The following is a 17,651-nucleotide window of genomic DNA, read 5'->3' as shown; positions in this document are numbered from 1 at the left end:
GAACCCTGGCCGGGGCCGGCTCTCAGAACCCGGCCCCGGCCGTCTCGTGGAGACCGGCCCCGTCCGCCTCGTAGAACTCGAACCAGATGCTCTTGCCCTCGCCGCGCGGGTCGACGCCCCAGGAGTCCGCGAGGATCTCCATGAGGAGCAGCCCGCGCCCGGAGGAGGCCAGTTCGCCGGGGTGGCGGCGGTGCGGCAGGTCGTCGCTCGCGTCCGTGACCTCCACCCGCATCTGGCGCTCGTCCGGCCCGCCGGTCACCTCGGCGACGAGCAGCGCGTCGGCGTCGGTGTGGACGAGGACGTTGGTCAGCATCTCGGAGACGAGCAGGACCGCCGAGTCGCGCTGGTCCTCGGAGGCCCAGTCGTGCAGCATCTCGCGCAGCTGCTGGCGGGCCCCCGCGATCCGCTCGGGTTCGGCCTGCGCCACGGTCAGCACGGTGCGCCGGACCGCGGAGAAGACCGGGGCCGTGACGGTGCCGCCGGATCCCTCGGCCGGTCTGTTCAGCAGCAGGACCGCGATGTCGTCCTCGCGGCGGTCGGCCAGCGGCCCGGGGGTGTGGTGCGAGGAGGGTCCGTGCACGCCCTGGACCAGCGCGTCGGCGAGTTCCTCCATGTCGCCGTCGTGGGACTCCAGGATCCGGCGGATCCGGCGCCAGCCGGTGTCGAGGTCGTGGCCGCCGGTCTCGATCAGTCCATCGGTGCAGATCAGCAGGGTCTCGCCGGGCTCCAGGACGAGCCGGGTGGTCGGGTAGTCGGCGTCCGGGTCGATGCCCAGCGGCAGCCCGCCCGCCGTGGGCCGTATCAGCACCGTCCCGTCCGCCATGCGTATCGCGGGGTCCGGGTGCCCGGCGCGGGCGAAGTCCAGCACGCCGGTCGCCGGGTCCACCTCGACGTACAGGCAGGTCGCGAAGCGCGGGTCCGCGGTGTTGCCGCCGCTCTCGCCGGTGGAGCCGTACGTCACCGAGTCAGTGATCCCGCACAGGAAACGGGAGGCCCGCGAGAGGACGGCGTCCGGCCGGTGGCCCTCGGAGGCATACGCGCGCAGGGCGATGCGGAGCTGGCCCATCAGCCCGGCGGCGCGCACGTCGTGGCCCTGGACGTCGCCGATGACGAGGGCGAAGCGGCCGGTCGGCAGCGGGATCACGTCGTACCAGTCGCCGCCGACCTGGAGACCGCCGCCGGTGGGGACATAGCGCGCCGCCACACCCATGCCCGGCATCCCCGGGCCCAGCGTGGGCATCATCGAGCGCTGCAGGCCGTCGGTGAGCTCCCGCTCCGTCTCGGCGGCCACGGCCCGGGAGAGGGCCTGCGCGAGCATGCGGGCCACGGTCGTCAGGACCGAGCGCTCGTCGGGCGTGAAGCTGACGGGGTACTTGAAGGCCGCCATCCACGCGCCCATCGTGCACCCGGCGACGGTCAGCGGCAGAAAGGCCCAGGACTCCCGGCCGAAGCGCTCGGCGAGCGGCCAGGAGACCGGATAGCGCTCCTTGTAGGCCTCCGGGGAGGAGAGGTAGACGGCCCGGCCGGTGCGGACGACCTCCGCGGCCGGATAGTGCGAGGTCAGGGACATATGGGTGAACGGGCCCTCGTCTCCGGGCTGGTGCCCGTGGTGGCCGATGACGGTGAGCCGGTCGCCCTCCGCACCGAAGACGGCGAGCCCGTCCGGAGTGAACCCCGGCATCGACAGGCCCGCCGCGACCCGCAGCACCTCCGCCGTGGACCGTGCCTCGGCCAGTGCCCGCCCCGCGTCCAGCAGGAACGCCTCGCGCGAGCGGCGCCAGTCGCCGGTGAGGGGGGTGCGCGCGGCGGTGGCCGGCGAGGGTTCGGTGACCTCCTGGAGGGTGCCGAACAGCTCGAACTTCCGGGTCGTCGGGTTGACGGTCGGCTTGGAGCGGCTGCGTACGGTACGGATCACCCGCCCGTGCTCGTCCATGATCCGCAGCCGTACCTCGGCGAGCGTGTTCTCGGCGGCGGCGAGCTGGACGACGCTGACGACCTCGTTCCAGTCGGCCGGGTGGAACCGGGAGCGCACGGCCACCTCGGTGACGGTCGCCGCCACCGAGGGCAGCCCGAGGAGCCGGGCGGCCTCGGCGTCGAGGGTGACCAGTCCGCGTGTGTTGTCCCAGCGCCACAGGCCGGTCGCAAGGGCGGCCAGGACGTCCCCCACGGCGGGCAGGGGCTCACCAGTGCGCATTGACCCACTGTATGAAGAGGTGATCGGAAGATGCCACCGAGAGTATTCGGAGAGCTGATCATTGGGTGGCCGGTACCCTTGGGGGATCCGGGCGTCGGCCCGGAAGTTTCACGTGAAACAGACCCAAGCTCATGTGAAACAGACCCCGATCCGCGAAGGCTGGATGAACGACGATGCATCGGTACAGGTCCCACACCTGCGGCGAGCTCCGCGCCTCTGACGTCGGCAGCGACGTCCGGCTGAGCGGCTGGCTGCACAATCGCCGAGACCTGGGTGGCATCCTCTTCATCGATCTGCGCGACCACTACGGCATCACGCAGCTGGTCGCCCGGCCCGGCACGCCCGCCTACGAGGCCCTCGACAAGGTCTCCAAGGAGTCGACGGTCCGCGTCGACGGCAAGGTCGTCTCGCGGGGCGCGGAGAACGTCAACCCGGACCTGTCGACCGGCGAGATCGAGGTCGAGGTCGGCGAGGTCGAGCTGCTCGGCGCTGCCGCCCCGCTGCCGTTCACGATCAACGCCGAGGACGGCGTCAACGAGGAGCGGCGCCTGGAGTACCGCTTCCTCGACCTGCGCCGTGAGCGGATGCACCGCAACATCCTGCTGCGTACGGCCGTGATCTCCGCGATCCGTCACAAGATGACGGCGTTGGGCTTCAACGAGATGGCGACCCCGATCCTCAGCGCCACCTCCCCCGAGGGCGCGCGCGACTTCGTGGTCCCCTCCCGTCTGAACCCGGGCAAGTTCTACGCCCTGCCGCAGGCCCCGCAGCAGTTCAAGCAGCTGCTGATGATCTCCGGCTTCGACCGCTACTTCCAGATCGCGCCCTGCTTCCGCGACGAGGACGCGCGCGCGGACCGCTCGCCGGGCGAGTTCTACCAGCTCGACGTGGAGATGTCCTTCGTCGAGCAGGAGGACGTCTTCCAGCCCATCGAGAAGCTGATGACGGAGCTGTTCGAGGAGTTCGGCGGCGGCCGTCATGTGACGTCTCCCTTCCCCCGCATCCCGTTCCGCGAGGCGATGCTGAAGTACGGCTCCGACAAGCCCGACCTGCGGGCCCAGCTGGAGCTCGTCGACATCACCGACATCTTCGAGGGCTCGGAGTTCAAGGCCTTCGCGGGCAAGCACGTACGGGCGCTGCCGGTGCCGGACGTGTCCGGCCAGACGCGGAAGTTCTTCGACGGCCTCGGCGACTACGCGGTCGAGCAGGGCGCGAAGGGCCTGGCCTGGGTGCGGGTCGGCGAGGACGGCACGCTGAGCGGCCCGATCGCCAAGTTCCTGACCGAGGAGAACGTGGCGGAGCTGACGAAGCGTCTGTCGCTCGCTCCCGGCCACGCGGTGTTCTTCGGCGCGGGCGAGTTCGACGAGGTCTCGAAGATCATGGGCGCGGTGCGGGTCGAGGCCGCGAAGCGCTCGGGCAACTTCGAGGAGAACGTCTTCCGGTTCTGCTGGATCGTCGACTTCCCGATGTATGAGAAGGACGAGGAGACCGGGAAGATCGACTTCTCGCACAACCCCTTCTCGATGCCGCAGGGCGGTCTGGAGGCCCTGGAGACCCAGGACCCGCTGGACATCCTGGGCTGGCAGTACGACATCGTGTGCAACGGCGTCGAGCTGTCCTCCGGCGCGATCCGCAACCACGAGCCCGAGATCATGCTCAAGGCCTTCGAGATCGCGGGCTACGACCGTGACACCGTCGAGGAGCAGTTCGCCGGCATGCTGCGTGCCTTCCGCTTCGGCGCTCCGCCGCACGGCGGTATCGCCCCGGGCGTCGACCGCATCGTCATGCTCCTCGCGGACGAGCCGAACATCCGCGAGACGATCGCGTTCCCGCTCAACGGCAACGCGCAGGACCTGATGATGGGCGCGCCGACGGAGCTGGACGAGACGCGGCTGCGGGAACTGCACCTTTCGGTGCGCAAGCCGCAGCCGAAGTAGGCCCTGTCGGGCCCAGTGCGCCCGAGTGGCTCGGAATCGTCGCCGGTTCCGAGCCACTTTTACGTGTGCATGTAAACCACAGCCCTTACCCATGTGGTTCACAGGTGGCGTTCCTAGCGTGCCCGCCCATGACTGAGAAACAAGGACCGGCCGACAGCCGGGACATGACGAGACGCAAGGTTGTCGTCGCAGGTGGCGCGGCCGTCGTGGCCGTGGGCGTGGGCGGCGGCCTTGCCGTGGACGCGTTCGCGGACGACGCGACCGCCGGCATCCCGTCCTCTTCCGGCACGGCACCGGAGACGTGTTACACGCTGACCTCGGAGACCACCGAGGGCCCGTACTACATCGACGCGGACAAGATCCGCCAGGACATCACCGAGGAGCTGCCGGGCATCCCGCTGACCCTCAGGCTCAAGGTGATCGACGCCGACACCTGCAGGCCTGTGAAGAACGCGGCGGTCGACATCTGGCACTGCAGTGCGGTGGGCTTGTACTCCGGCTACGAGTCGATGAGCAACGGCGGCGGTGGCGGCGGTACCCCGCCGACCGGGACGCCCACCGGTGAGCCCCCGTCCGGCGGGCCGACCGGTGGTCCGGGCGGTCCGGGCGGCGGCCACGCCGAGCCCACCGACGACAAGCGGTATCTGCGCGGCACCTGGAAGACCGACCGGCGCGGTTACGTCACCTTCAAGACGGTCTTCCCGGGCTGGTACCCGGGCCGCGCCGTCCACATCCACACGAAGGTCCACGTCGACGGCACCTGGACCGACGCGGGGTACGAGGGCGGGCACACCTGCCACACGGGCCAGTTCTTCTTCGACGAGAGGTCGGTGCTGGCCTCGGCGGTGGTCTCCCCGTACTCCACCAACACCGCCACCCGCACCACGCTCACCGAGGACACGATCTACCCCCAGAACGGCCACGCGGGCGGCCTCCTGTACCTCAAGTACGACAAGAGGCACATCGCGAGGGGAGTCCACGGCCACCTGACGATGGGCGTGGCCCCGGACGAGACGCATGACACCACGGACACACCGCCGAACGCTTCGGCGTCGGCGTCGCCCTCGGCGTCGTAACTCCTCGCCCACGCAGGATGGGCGTCCCGGGGCGTGAAGTCCCGGGCGCCTATTCGCGTATGAGCCCATCAGGGAGTTCTGTAGGCATCAGTCCGTGCCCCGGCCGGGGAAGTAGCTGACGAAACTCAAGATTTCCCTCCACTTTTCTCCCGCCGGGGTCTTCCCCAGGGAGTTGTCCAGACGAGTACGAAGGTGTCTCCGACGGACGGGGCGATGCGCAGCACGGTGTCCACGCGGCGCTCCACCGGCCGGATCTCCGTCACGTCGGAGGTGAGCGTGTCCACGGTCACCTTCTCGGGTAACGGGATGCCGAGTACCGCGAACACCGGGGCGAGGATCACTCTTTCGGGGGTCGATGGAACGTTCACGCTGCCGGGGTCAGTTCGCACCAGATGTACTTGCCGGTGCCGACGATGTTTCTGACGTCCCGTTGGTGAACCCATCCCCAGGTGCTCGCACAGCTGTGGACAAGTGCGGGGCCGCGGCCCGTTTCGGCGTCCGGAGTGGCGTGCCGGGCGGGGTGGCGTGGGGTCCGCGTCCCAGACGCCGATCCTGAGGGTGCCGTTCTCCGCGCGGACCGTGCGTGGTGAACCGGACCCCCGTCCGGCAGGTTGAAAAAAGGGCGGCAACCTTTTCGGTCGCCGTGACCACTGATGAGTCAGAAACACCGTTCACCACCACGTAAGGACTCATCCGTGGCATCCCCCTCGCACCGCAGGTCCCTCCGTAAGCGCCGTACCGTCATCGTCTCGGCCGCGGCCGTGTCGGCCGTCGGGCTCGGTGCCGTCGCCTTCGTGATGAACGCGAACGCGGGTACGGTCGACCTCGCGCACCAGGTGCTGCCCGCCAAGGACGGCTGGGCGGCCTCCGGGTCGGGAACTACCGGTGGCTCGCAGGCCGACTCCGCGCACGTCTACACCGTCAGCACCCGCGCCCAGCTCGTGAAGGCGCTGGGCAAGGCCGACAACTCCACGCCCAAGATCATCCAGGTCAAGGGCACGATCGACGCCAACACCGACGACTCCGGCAAGAAGCTGACCTGCGCCGACTACTCCGCCGGTACGGGTTACTCGTTGGCCGCCTACCTGAAGGCCTACGATCCGGCCACCTACGGCACCTCCAAGCTGCCCTCCGGCACGCAGGAGAAGGCCCGTGACGCGGCCAAGCAGAAGCAGGCGAAGAACATCGTCTTCAAGGTGCCCGCCCACACCACCATCGTGGGTGTGCCGGGCACCAAGGCCGGGATCACCGGCGGCAGTCTGCAGGTGCAGAGCGTCGACGATGTCATCGTCCGCAATCTGACCTTCTCCGCGACCGAGGACTGCTTCCCGCAGTGGGACCCGACCGACGGCGACAGCGGCAACTGGAACTCCGCGTACGACGCCGTCACCCTGCGCGGGGCCACCCATGTGTGGGCCGACCACAACACCTTCACCGACGCGCCCTCGTTCGACAGCGCCAACAAGAAGTACTACGGCCGTGAGTACCAGATCCACGACGGCGACCTCGACATCACCAACGGCTCCGACCTGGTGACCGTCGAGCGCAACCAGTTCACCAACCACGACAAGACGATGCTGATCGGCAGCAGCGACACGGACAGCGTCGGCAAGCTGCGCGTCTCCATCCACCACAACGTGTGGAAGGGGATCATCCAGCGGGCGCCGCTCACCCGTATCGGGCAGGTGCACCTTTACAACAACTACTTCGACACCACGACCGTCAACGGGTACACGGTCCTCTACAGCATCAACTCCCGTGCCAAGGCGCAGGTCGTCGCCGAGGACAACTACTGGAAGGTCTCCGCCGGCCAGAAGGTCGCGAAGCTGCTCAGCGGCGACGGCACCGGTTCGATCGCCGGCAGCGGCAACCTCGTCAACGGCACCTCCACCGACCTCGTCGCCGCGTACAACGCCGCGAGCTCGAAGAAGCTGAAGACGACCGTCAACTGGACGCCGACCCTGAACGCCGGGATCCAGTCCTCCGCGAAGAACCTTCCCACCGAGCTGGCCACCACCACCGGCGCGGTGCTGACGTCGTAGGTACGGGTACGTAGAGGGCGCCCGGGGCTGGAAAGTCCCGGGCGCCCTGTCGTATCCGTGAGGTTCAGGACAGCGTCTTGTAGCCGCCCCAGCCCGTGGCGATCTGTGTACGGCTGCCGAAGGAACCGGCCCCGTTGCCGTTCTGGCGCCAGAGCTTGCCGCTGGTGTCGCGGGCCACGAGGTCGGCCTTGCCGTCGCGGTTGAGGTCGCCGGTGCCGACGACCGCGTTGTAGGCGGCTCCCCAGTTGGTGAAGAGTTTCACGCGGGGCCCGAAGGTGCCGTTGCTCCTGCCGTTGTAGCGGTAGAGGTTGTTGGCCTTGTCCTGGGCGAGCAGGTCGCCGATGCCGTCGCCGTTGAGGTCGCCGGCGCCGATGATTTTCTTGTACGTCTTCCAGTTGTCGTAGAGCTTCACGCGGGCGGACAGCTTCCCCGTGCTGGTCCCCTTGTAGAGGTAGACCGCACCCGTGGACGTATTGCGGGTGATGAGGTCGGGGCGGCCGTCGCCGCTGATGTCGCCGGGTGAGGTCAGGGTGTCGTACTGGGTCCAGCCGCTGGTGCCGATCGTCGTGTACGGCGTCGACGGCTTGACCGCGCTGGAGCAGCCGGGCTTGTACAGGCGCAGGGCCCCGCTGCTCAGCCGCACCAGGACGTCGTTGCAGCGGTCGCCGCTCAGATCGCCGAACGGGACCGCCTTGATGGTGGTGGCCCAGCCGGTGCCGGTCGTCCTGGCGGAGAACGTGCCGCTGCCGGTGCCGAGCTGGTAGGTCAGGCCGCCCGAGGAGCTGAGGGTGAGGAGATCACCGACGCCGTCCGGGCCGTCGAGGCTGCCGAAGTCGTGGCGTACCGCCGAGCCGCCGATCACCGATCCCGTGCCGCCGGCCAAGCTGGTCGCCGTGGAGCTGCCGAGGGCGGTCGCCCTGAGGTTCCACGTGAAACGTCCGTTGGGGAAGTAGCTCCCGTCCGTCGCCTTCGCGTTCCAGTCCGCCGACAGCCGTGCCGTGGCGGCGCCACCGGTGACGGTGCGGGTGGCCCTGCCGGTCTCGCCGCTCTCGACCGAGGTGAACGTCAGGGACCAGGAGGTGACCGGGCGGGACACCAGCCAGCGGCCGTTCCACGTCTTGTACTCGGTGCTCGACTCCTTCGGCCAGACGATGTCGTCGGTGACCGCCTCGAACAGGGTCGGGTTGGACGGGGCCACCCCGGTCGTCGCGACGTGCGTCCGCTCGTACGTGTCGAACCAGGCGACCAGACCCGTGTACTCGTCCACCGTCCACCGGTAGCGGCGGTCGGCGGCCAGACCGGAGTCCGGGAGCCCGGAGGCGACGACCCGGGTCGTACCGGTGGTCGCGTCGGTCAGGACGAGTTCGTCGCTCGCGTGGTCGTGGCGCACGGTGAATCCGTCGCCGAGCAGCACATCACCGGGCCGGGTGGCCACCGACGTACCGGCCCTGGTGTCGTACACGCCCGCGGAGTTCCCGCAGGACCAGTACACCCAGCGGCCCGCCGCCTGGAGTTCGGTCGGGACGCAGCCGGCGCCCGGGACCGTGACCGTGGAGAGGGTCTTGTTCTCGGTCAGGCTGTACGAGGTGAGCTTGCCGGCGGTGGAGGTGGCGCTCCAGAGGGTGGAGCCGTTGAGGGCGGCGGCGCGGACCGAGCGCTTCAGTTTCTGGCCCTCGTCGAAGTCACCGACGTACTGCATGGGCGTGGCGCCGCCGGAGTCGTAGACCGCGTAGTCGTCGGAGACGTCCACGATCGCGCCGCCCTCGGTGGCGAACTTCAGCTCGACGACGCCCCCGCCGTCACTCATCCTGACCAGCCGGTCGGCCCTCGGGAGGCCGCTGCCCCCCTCGTCGACGTCGCTGAACGTCTCGAGGTAGACGTCGTAGGGGCCGGAGCCGCGGTTGCCCCACAGCCCCGAGCAGGTGATGCCGGCGTACGGGCACGCGGCGTCGACCGAGGAGCCCGCCGTGGCGTCGGAGGCGGTCAGCGTGGTGCCGCCGTCCGTGGTCAGGGTCCGTACCGATGTGGTGGCGTAGGTGCGGGCGGGGTCGTGCTCCGCCACGCGCAGGCTGCCCCGGCTGAGCGCGAGGCCCGTCTTGGTGTTCTCCGTCGCCGGGATCTCCCGCACCTTCGTCAGCTCCACGGAGCCGTCCGCGGCCTGGCCGACGCGCCGCACCCACCAGTCGGTGGCGCCGGTGCCGCCGGTCACGAGAGCGTCGTCGCCGGGAGCATGGATCGCGTAGTAGCCGGCGGTTCCCAGCAGGGTCCGGGAGGAGCCGTCGGCGAGCGACATGGCCGTGATCGCGGTGCCGGTACGTGTGTGCGTGGGCAGCAGCAGCCAGTCGCCGGTCAGCACCGGTTCGCCGTCGAGGGAGCCGAGGCGTGGCCCGCCGATGAGCTCGATCTGCGGGAGGTCGACGACCTGTTCTGCCGCGGCCGGGTCGGTACGGGACTTGAGGTGGAGGTCGCCGGTGCTGGGCTCGTACCAGCCGATCCGGTCCTCGCTCTGCACGGGGAACGCGCCGGCGGCGATGTCCGTGAAGGCACGGGTGCCCACGGCCGAGGCGATGTCCGCGTAGTACAGGTCGTCGCTGTTCTCGACCAGGACACCGGAGGAGTCGGCGGCCACGACCGCCTTGTCCTGGAGGGTCGGCCAGTCACCCGTGACGGGGCGTTCGCGCCGCTCGCCGTCCACGGAGTCGATCAGCGTGCGGCCGGTGACGACGGTGTCACCGGCCAGCGCCCGGTAGTAGTAGTCCGAGGTCACGGTCGAGGTCGTGCGCGTCGCCGGGTCCCAGAGAGTGACGGACTTGCCGGCCGAGGCCGTCGGCAGGGCGACCAGGTCGCTGTCCGAGCCGAACCAGGCCGTCCGGCACTCCGAACCCAGGGACGCGCAGGGCGAGACAGGTGTGTAGACGCCGCCCGCGTTCTCGACGGTGACGGTGGTGCCGTCCTCGTAGTCCGTCCACAGCAGTCCGGCGACGCCGTTCTGCCGGTGCAGGAAGCCGGTGGCGCCGGCGGTGAGCGGCCGGTCGACGCGCGGAGTGTCCGAGCTCGGGTCGACGAGCGTGATCTCCTTGGTAACGGTGCCCGCTGCCGGGGCCGCCTGGGCGGAGGAGCCGCCCGGACCCTCCGCGAACACGGTGACCGCCGCGGCCGTGACGGCGACGGCGAGTGTGGAGACGGCGGCGGTCAGACCGCCCCGTCTCAGGGCGTGTCTGCCCACGTGAGTTTCCCTCCCCGCGAGGGTCCCCACCCCCGCCAAGTGGCGGGATGCTACCAGCGAGTCTCAATTTTCTTCAAGAAAGAGCAAAGGGAGGCTAAAAGGTGACGGCGGGGGGGCGGTCACTGCGGCGTGCCGCCGAGTGGCTCAGGTGTCGTACCGGCCGTCCCACGGCTCGCCGAACGCGAGGCGGTCCGGGTAGAGCTCGGCCCAGGTCTCCTCTTCGTCCTCCCTGATCACCAGGCCGAAGAGGACGCCGTCGACGGTGCGTTGGAAGGGACGGACCGCGATGTCCGTGTAGGAGCGGCGGGGCAGGCTCCGCAGGAGTTTCGCCAGATGGGCCCTGGCCCGGGAGAGGACCGAGTCCGCGCCGTCCGGGACCTGTTGCTGCTCCGCCCAGGTGCCCGCGCACCAGATCTCCGAGTCGCGGTAGCGGCCCTCGGCGTCGAAGGTGTGGAGCACGGTGTAGAGGCGTTTGTGCTGCTCCCAGCCGTCGTCGGGCCGGTACCCCTCGGGGAACGCGTACGTGATCGATGCCAGGAACTGGCCGTCCGCGTAGCGACCGATGCTCTCGGTGCGGGACTTCGGCGCGTAGGCGATCGGGACGACCGGAGGGACTGCCATGGCGAAACCATACGGGTGGTCAAGAGCATGTCACCAGCGGGGTCGGTTTCCGGCCGAGGGGTGAGACGGAGGACGGGAAAGAGGGGCCCGGCACCGAAGCGGGATGCTGTTGGCGAATCCATCGACGGCGGACACCCTGCTCGGAAACCGTGAACACTTAAACGTGTAAGTGTTCACGGCTTCCGGCACACATGGGGCAGGACCGACATCACCGAATGGATTCGCCAACAGCGCCACCGAAGCGACGCCGGCCCCTCCCTACGCCGTCACTACTCCGGTGCGCCGCCGAAGCGCTCCTTGTACGACTCCAGGTCCTCGTCCGTGATCTTGGCGAAGAGGACCGGGGGAACCGTGAAGGGGGTGCCCGCGGGGACGGCGGACAGGGACCTCGCCTCGTCCGCCGAAACCCACACCGCCGTGTCGTCCGTCAGCGCGAACGCCGAACGCATCGCGCGGGAGGACGCCGGGATGAACGGCTCCGAGACCACCGAGTAGAGGTGGATCAGGTTCATCGCCGTCCGCAGGGTCAGAGCCGCGCCGTCCGGGTCGGTCTTGATCTCCAGCCAGGGGGCCTTCTCCTCCAGGTAGGAGTTGCCGGCCGACCACAGGGCGCGCAGCGCCGCCGCGGCCTTGCGGAACTGGAGGGCCTCCATCTGGGTCTCGTACTCGGCCAGCAGGCCCGCGATCTCCCCGCCGAGCTTCGCCTCCGCCTCGCCCGCCTCGGCGCCCGCCGGGACCTCCTCGCCGAAGCGCTTCTTGGAGAAGGACAGGACACGGTTGACGAAGTTGCCGAGGGTGTCGGCCAGGTCCTTGTTCACCGTGGCCGTGAAGTGCTCCCAGGTGAAGGACGAGTCGTCCGACTCGGGCGCGTTGGCGATCAGGAAGTAGCGCCAGTAGTCGGCGGGCAGGATGTCCAGGGCGTGGTCGGTGAAGACACCGCGCTTCTGGGACGTGGAGAACTTCCCGCCGTAGTACGTCAGCCAGTTGAAGGCCTTGACGTAGTCGACCTTCTTCCACGGCTCGCGCACGCCCAGCTCGGTGGCCGGGAACATGACGGTGTGGAAGGGGACGTTGTCCTTCGCCATGAACTCCGTGTAGCGGACGGGGTTCTCGCCGGAGTCCGCCTCGTACCACCACGACTTCCAGTCCCGGTTCTCCGGGTCCAGGTCCGACCACTCCTTCGTCGCGCCGATGTACTCGATCGGCGCGTCGAACCAGACGTAGAAGACCTTGCCCTCCGCCGCCAGCTCCGGCCAGGTATCGGCCGGGACCGGAACGCCCCAGTCCAGGTCACGGGTGATCGCACGGTCGTGCAGGCCCTCCGTCAGCCACTTGCGGGCGATGGAGGAGGCGAGCTGCGGCCACTCGTGCTCGTGCTGCGCCACCCACTCCGAGACCTCGCTCTGCAGCTTCGACTGGAGGAGGAAGAGGTGCTTCGTCTCGCGGACCTCCAGGTCCGTCGAGCCGGAGATGGCGCTGCGCGGGTTGATCAGGTCGGTCGGGTCCAGGACGCGCGTGCAGTTCTCGCACTGGTCGCCGCGGGCCTTGTCGTAGCCGCAGTGGGGGCAGGTGCCCTCGACGTAACGGTCCGGGAGGAAGCGGCCGTCGGCCGGGGAGTACACCTGGCGGATCGCGCGCTCTTCGATGAAGCCGTTCTCGTTCAGACGGCGTGCGAAGTGCTGGGTGATCTCGCGGTTCTGCGGGCTGGAGCTGCGGCCGAAATAGTCGAAGGCCAGCTCGAAGCCGTCGTAGACCGCCTTCTGCGCGTCGTGCGCCTGCGCGCAGAACTCGTCGACCGGGATGCCCTGCTCCTTCGCCGCCAGCTCGGCCGGGGTGCCGTGCTCGTCCGTCGCGCAGATGTAGAGGACGTCATGGCCGCGCTGGCGGAGGTACCGGGAGTACACGTCCGCCGGGAGCATGGACCCCACCATGTTGCCCAGGTGCTTGATCCCGTTGATGTACGGAAGGGCGCTGGTGATGAGGTGTCGAGCCATCGCGGGCTGCTCCCAAGTCGCTACGTGGGGTGACGGTCGGCGGCTCAGGTCGTGTCGCCGGTCGTCTTTACGAACCTTGAAATCGTAGCCGACATGGGTGGGCCGCCCGTTTCCCTTTTTCAAGGGGTGGGAAACGGGCGGCCTCCGGCGGTTCTTACGGGTTGCGGTTCTTGCGGGGTTTACGGGCGCCAGTTGACCAGTACGCCCTCGTAGACCTCCGCGTCCGTCAGCTCGCGCGGGGTCGGACCCGCGTGGAAGAAGGCCGTGTTGTCGGTCTTCAGCTTGCGGAGGTAGTCGAAGGCCTTGTTGTCGTGCTCGCCGAACGCGACGAAGGAGAAGAAGACGGTGGGGTGGCTCGCCGCCGCGTCCGTGAGGGACTGGGTGGCGGGGGTCTTGGCGTCCGGGGCGCCGTCCGTCTGGAAGATCACCAGGGCCGGGGTGGTGGGGTCGTCCGCCTTGTCGTGCTGCGCCAGCACTTCCTGTACGGCGATGTGGTAGCTCGTACGTCCCATACGGCCGAGGCCGGCGTGCAGGTCGTCGATCTTGTTCTCGTGCTCGGGGAGGGTGAGCTCGCCGGTGCCGTCGAGTTCGGTGGAGAAGAAGACGACCTGGACCTTGGCCTCGGGGTCGAGGTGGGCGGCGAGGGCGAGGGCCTGCTCGCCGAGGGCCTGGGCGGAGCCGTCCTTGTAGTACGCGCGCATCGACGCGGAGCGGTCCAGGACGAGGTAGACCTTCGCCCTGGTGCCGGTGAGGTGGTGGGTCTTGAGGGTGGTGTCGGCCTCGTTGTACGCGGTGACGAGGTCGGGGGCGTCGGTCTTGATGCGGGTGAGGGGGGTGGCGGGGGTGGTGTCCGTGGCGTCGGCCTCGGCCTCGGGTGCGGGTGGCCCCGCCGGGGGCTGATCGCCGTCGGCGGCCGCCGGCTCGTCCGCCGACGCGGCGACCGGGACGATCTCCTCGACCTTCTCGACCTCCTCGACGACGACGGGCTCGGGGGTCTCTTCGGTGACCGGTTCCGGGGTTTCCGCGGGCGCGGGCTCGGGGGTCTCTTCGGTGACGGCAGCGGGGGTTTCCGTGGCGACCGGTTCCGGAGTCTCCTCGGCCGCGGGCTCCGCCGGGGCTTCGGCGGTGGCGGGTTCCGGAGTGGGCTCGGGCTCGACGGCGACGGGCGCCTCGGCCTCCGGCTCGGCGGCGACAGGCTCGGCGGCCTTCGGCTCCGTGACCTCGGGGTCCGTGACCTCGGGCTCGGTGGCGACCGGCTCGGTGGCTACGGGCTCCTCCGCCTTCGGCTCCGTGACCTCGGGCTCCGTGACCTCAGGCTCGGTGGCTACGGGCTCCTCCGCCTTCGGCTCCGTGACCTCCGGCTCGGAAACCTTCGGGACCTCGGCGACCGGCTCGGGCTCGACGGCCGGCTCGGCTTCGACCACGGGCTTCGGCTCGGACGCGGGCGCCTCCACCACAGCCTCGGCTTCGGCTTCGGGCTCGGCGGCGGCCTTGGGCTCGGCCTCAGCCGCAGCCTCTGCAGCGACCTCGGGTTCGGCCTCCGCTGCGACCTCGGTCTCAGGCGCAGACTCGGCCTCGGCCTCGGCCGCAACCTCGGGCTCGGTCGTAACCTCAGGCTCGGGCTCAGCGGCAGGCTCAGCCTTGGCCGCGACCTCGGGTTCGGCCGCAACCTCGGTCTCAGCCTTGGACTCGGGCTCCGCGGCGGGCTCCGCCACAACCTCAGCCTTGGTTGCAGCCTCGGCCTCCGCCACAACCTCCGCCTCAGCTTTGGTCACAGCCTCAGCCTCAGCCTCAGCCTCAGCTTCGGCCTCTGCCACAACCTCCGCCTCAGCCTTGGTCACAGCCTCGGCCTCGGGCTTCGGTGCGGGCTCGGGGTTGGGGTCAGGTGGGGTGTCCGTTGGCTTGGGGACGGTGACGTTGTCGAATGCCGCGGACACCAGTTCGTCCACGACGGACGACTTGGGTTCCGGCTTGGGCTCCGGTTCCGGTTCGGACGACGGCGCGGGGATCTTTGGTTCGGCCACCTCGGCAGGCGCCGGTGCGGCCTCGGACTCGGCCGCCTGGGCCGGGACCGTGGAAGACGAAGCCTCCGTCGGCGAGGTCTCCGCGTCGGCGTCACGCCCCTGGCGTGAGCGGCCGAACGCGTTCCGCAGGAGAGTGAGAATGCCCATGTGCGCAACCCTTCGCATGAGTTGAAGCCCGTCAATCCCTGGCCAGGACGGACACGTAAGGTTAGCGGCCGTTGTCGGCGATCTTGGGCAGGGTCGGGTACCGACAGGTAGCGGTGTCAAGAGCGTTATCAAGTCCCCTGCGGATTGAGTAGGTTCACGCGCCGTTCATTCGGGCGCCGTGCCTTTGCACCCACGTCCCCCTAGCGTCACGCTCAAACCAAGGATTCGTATGGGGAGAGTAAAGTGCGCAGACTGCTGCCGTTGATCGAAACGCCCGGCTCGCATCCCGGCGGGCGGTCCGCTTTGACCTGCCGCTTCCGTTGTGGTGACGCCTGCTTCCACGAGGTGCCCAACACCAGCGACAACACGTACGTCGGTGATGTCATCGCCACTGCGCTCAGTCGCCGTTCGATGATGCGGGCCGCGGCCGTCGTCACGGTCACCACGGCGACCGGCGCGGCCGTCGTCGGTACCGGCGCCCCGGAGGCCCGGGCGGCAGCAGTGGCGCAGGCGAGCGCCACGGCCCACACGGTCGACAAGGCCGCGCGCGGTCTCCGCTTCAACGCCGTCGCCCCCAACACCGCCGACGCCGTGACCGTCCCCAACGGATATGGCCAGAATGTCGTCATCCGTTGGGGTGAGCCCATCCTCCGCGGCGCCCCCGCCTTCGACCCGGAGCACCAGACCGCCCGGTCGCAGGCGGGTCAGTTCGGCTACAACAACGACTTCCTCGCCCTGCTGCCGCTGCCCGGCGAGCGTGGACGCCAGCTTCTCGTGGCCAACCACGAGTACACCGACGAGGTGCTGATGTTCCGCGGGTACGACCCCGCGAACCCCACCCGCGAGCAGGTCGAGGTGGCGTGGGCCGCCCACGGCCTGTCCGCCGTCGTGGTCGAGGAGGACCGGAGGACCGGCAAGCTCACGGCCGTCACCCGTCACCACCTCAACCGTCGTGTCACCGCCACCAGCGAGTTCCGGCTCACCGGCCCCGCCGCCGGATCCGACCTGCTCAAGACCTCCGCCGACCCGACCGGACGCAAGGTCCTCGGCACGCTCAACAACTGCTCCGGCGGCACCACCCCCTGGGGCACCACGCTGCACGGCGAGGAGAACTTCAACCAGTACTTCGCCAACGCGAGCAGCGACACGGACAAGCGGTACGGGATCGGCACCACCGCCACCGAGCGCAAGTGGGAGCGGTTCGACAAGCGGTTCGACGTGGCGCAGGAGCCCAACGAGTCGCACCGTTTCGGCTACGTCGTCGAGTTCGACCCGTACGACCCGACCTCCACGCCCCGCAAGCACACCGCGCTGGGCCGCTTCAAGCACGAGGCCGCGACCGTGCGGCTGACGGACGACGGGCGGCCCGTCGTCTACACCGGCGACGACGAGCGCTTCGACTACTTCTACAAGTTCGTCGGCAGCAAGCGGATGCGGCACGGTTCCTCGCGCTCCGTCCGTGAGCACAACCTCTCCCTGCTCGACGAGGGGACGCTCTACGTCGCCCGGCTCACCGGCGACTCCCCGGCGGCCGACATCGACGGCAGCGGGAAGCTCCCGACGGACGGGGAGTTCGACGGCAGCGGTGAGTGGATTCCGCTGGCCACCGCCACCGCCCACGGCGCCGTCTCGCACGTGGCGGGGATGACGGCCGACGAGGTCTTCGTCTTCACCCGGCTCGCCGGTGACAAGGTAGGCGCCACCAAGATGGACCGGCCCGAGGACATCCAGCCCTCCCCGCGCACCGGCAAGGTCTATGTCGCTCTGACCAACAACACCAACCGTGGCAAGGCCGGGTCCGCGGGCGCCGACGAGGCCAATCCGCGCAACGCCAACAAGCACGGGCACATCCTGGAGCTCACCGAGCGCCGCAACCGCGCCGAGGCGACCACCTTCGGCTGGTCGCTGTTCCTCGTCGCGGGCGACCCGGCCGACCCGGCCACGTACTTCGCGGGCTTCCCGAAGGACAAGGTCAGCCCCATCTCCTGCCCGGACAACGTGGCCTTCGACCCGCACGGCAACCTGTGGATCTCCACGGACGGCAACCAGCTCGGCTCGCACGACGGCCTGCTGGGCGTGGCGACCAAGGGCGAGCGGCGCGGTGAGCTGAAACAGTTCCTGACCGTGCCGAACGGTGCCGAGACCTGCGGGCCGATCATCCAGGACCGGCGGGTACTCGTCGCCGTCCAGCACCCGGGCGAGGTCGACGGCGCGTCGGTGGAGAAGCCGGCGAGCAACTGGCCCGACGGGCCCGGAAAGATCGTGCGCCCGGCGGTCGTCACGGTGTGGCGTACGGACGGCTGCGACATCGGCGTCTGAGCCACCCCTTGTTTGGGCTCGGTTCGCCTCCGGCGCGCCCCTTCGGCTCACTCGCCGGGTGTCACCGGGTG

Annotated in this window: 10 protein-coding genes; 4 read left to right on the top strand and 6 right to left on the bottom strand. The window is 69.5% G+C overall.

Annotated elements, in window-relative coordinates:
- Positions 1 to 22 precede the first annotated feature (22 nt).
- Positions 23 to 2,194, bottom strand: coding sequence for an ATP-binding SpoIIE family protein phosphatase (locus RV986_RS25900; RefSeq protein ID WP_475919688.1), 2,172 nt, complete (start codon positions 2,192 to 2,194; stop codon positions 23 to 25).
- 173 nt (positions 2,195 to 2,367) lie between these two features.
- Here RV986_RS25900 and aspS point away from each other — a divergent pair, with 173 nt between their 5' ends.
- Both aspS and RV986_RS25890 read left to right on the top strand, forming a co-directional pair.
- Positions 2,368 to 4,131 (top strand): aspartate--tRNA ligase, encoded by a 1,764-nt coding sequence (gene aspS / locus RV986_RS25895; protein WP_475919687.1) that lies wholly within the window; start codon positions 2,368 to 2,370, stop codon positions 4,129 to 4,131.
- 128 nt (positions 4,132 to 4,259) lie between these two features.
- Positions 4,260 to 5,207 carry an intradiol ring-cleavage dioxygenase gene (locus tag RV986_RS25890; RefSeq protein WP_475919686.1) on the top strand — a complete coding sequence of 316 codons (948 nt, stop codon included), beginning with the start codon at positions 4,260 to 4,262 and terminating at the stop codon, positions 5,205 to 5,207.
- A 125-nt stretch (positions 5,208 to 5,332) separates the two neighbouring features.
- On the opposite strand, the gene RV986_RS25885 is transcribed toward RV986_RS25890, so the two are convergent.
- Positions 5,333 to 5,575, bottom strand: a complete 243-nt coding sequence (locus RV986_RS25885; protein WP_475919685.1) for a hypothetical protein — start codon at positions 5,573 to 5,575, stop codon at positions 5,333 to 5,335.
- Positions 5,576 to 5,860: 285 nt separating this feature from the next.
- On the opposite strand from RV986_RS25885, the gene RV986_RS25880 reads away from it, so the two are divergent.
- Positions 5,861 to 7,249, top strand: coding sequence for a pectate lyase family protein (locus tag RV986_RS25880; protein ID WP_475919684.1), 1,389 nt, complete (start codon positions 5,861 to 5,863; stop codon positions 7,247 to 7,249).
- Between the two features lie 64 nt (positions 7,250 to 7,313).
- Here RV986_RS25880 and RV986_RS25875 read toward each other — a convergent pair whose 3' ends face one another.
- From RV986_RS25875 to RV986_RS25860, 4 genes are all read right to left on the bottom strand, one after another.
- Complete coding sequence (locus tag RV986_RS25875) at positions 7,314 to 10,475, bottom strand: FG-GAP repeat domain-containing protein (protein WP_475919683.1); 3,162 nt, start codon at positions 10,473 to 10,475, stop codon at positions 7,314 to 7,316.
- Positions 10,476 to 10,619: 144 nt separating this feature from the next.
- The gene (locus RV986_RS25870) at positions 10,620 to 11,096 is read right to left on the bottom strand and encodes a hypothetical protein (RefSeq protein WP_475919682.1); all 477 of its coding nucleotides are present in this window, start codon (positions 11,094 to 11,096) and stop codon (positions 10,620 to 10,622) included.
- 269 nt (positions 11,097 to 11,365) lie between these two features.
- Entirely contained in the window at positions 11,366 to 13,090 is a 1,725-nt protein-coding gene (gene metG / locus RV986_RS25865; RefSeq protein ID WP_475919681.1) for a methionine--tRNA ligase, read from the bottom strand.
- A 179-nt stretch (positions 13,091 to 13,269) separates the two neighbouring features.
- The gene (locus tag RV986_RS25860; RefSeq protein ID WP_475919680.1) at positions 13,270 to 15,261 is read right to left on the bottom strand and encodes a VWA domain-containing protein; all 1,992 of its coding nucleotides are present in this window, start codon (positions 15,259 to 15,261) and stop codon (positions 13,270 to 13,272) included.
- A 243-nt stretch (positions 15,262 to 15,504) separates the two neighbouring features.
- Here RV986_RS25860 and RV986_RS25855 point away from each other — a divergent pair, with 243 nt between their 5' ends.
- Positions 15,505 to 17,580, top strand: coding sequence for a PhoX family protein (locus RV986_RS25855; RefSeq protein WP_475919679.1), 2,076 nt, complete (start codon positions 15,505 to 15,507; stop codon positions 17,578 to 17,580).
- The last annotated feature ends 71 nt before the right edge of the window (positions 17,581 to 17,651 follow it).

It is taken from the genome of Streptomyces sp. RLA012, assembly GCF_056270325.1.
Note: the sequence above shows the minus strand (reverse complement) of the source record. Positions and strands in the feature narration are given on the sequence as shown.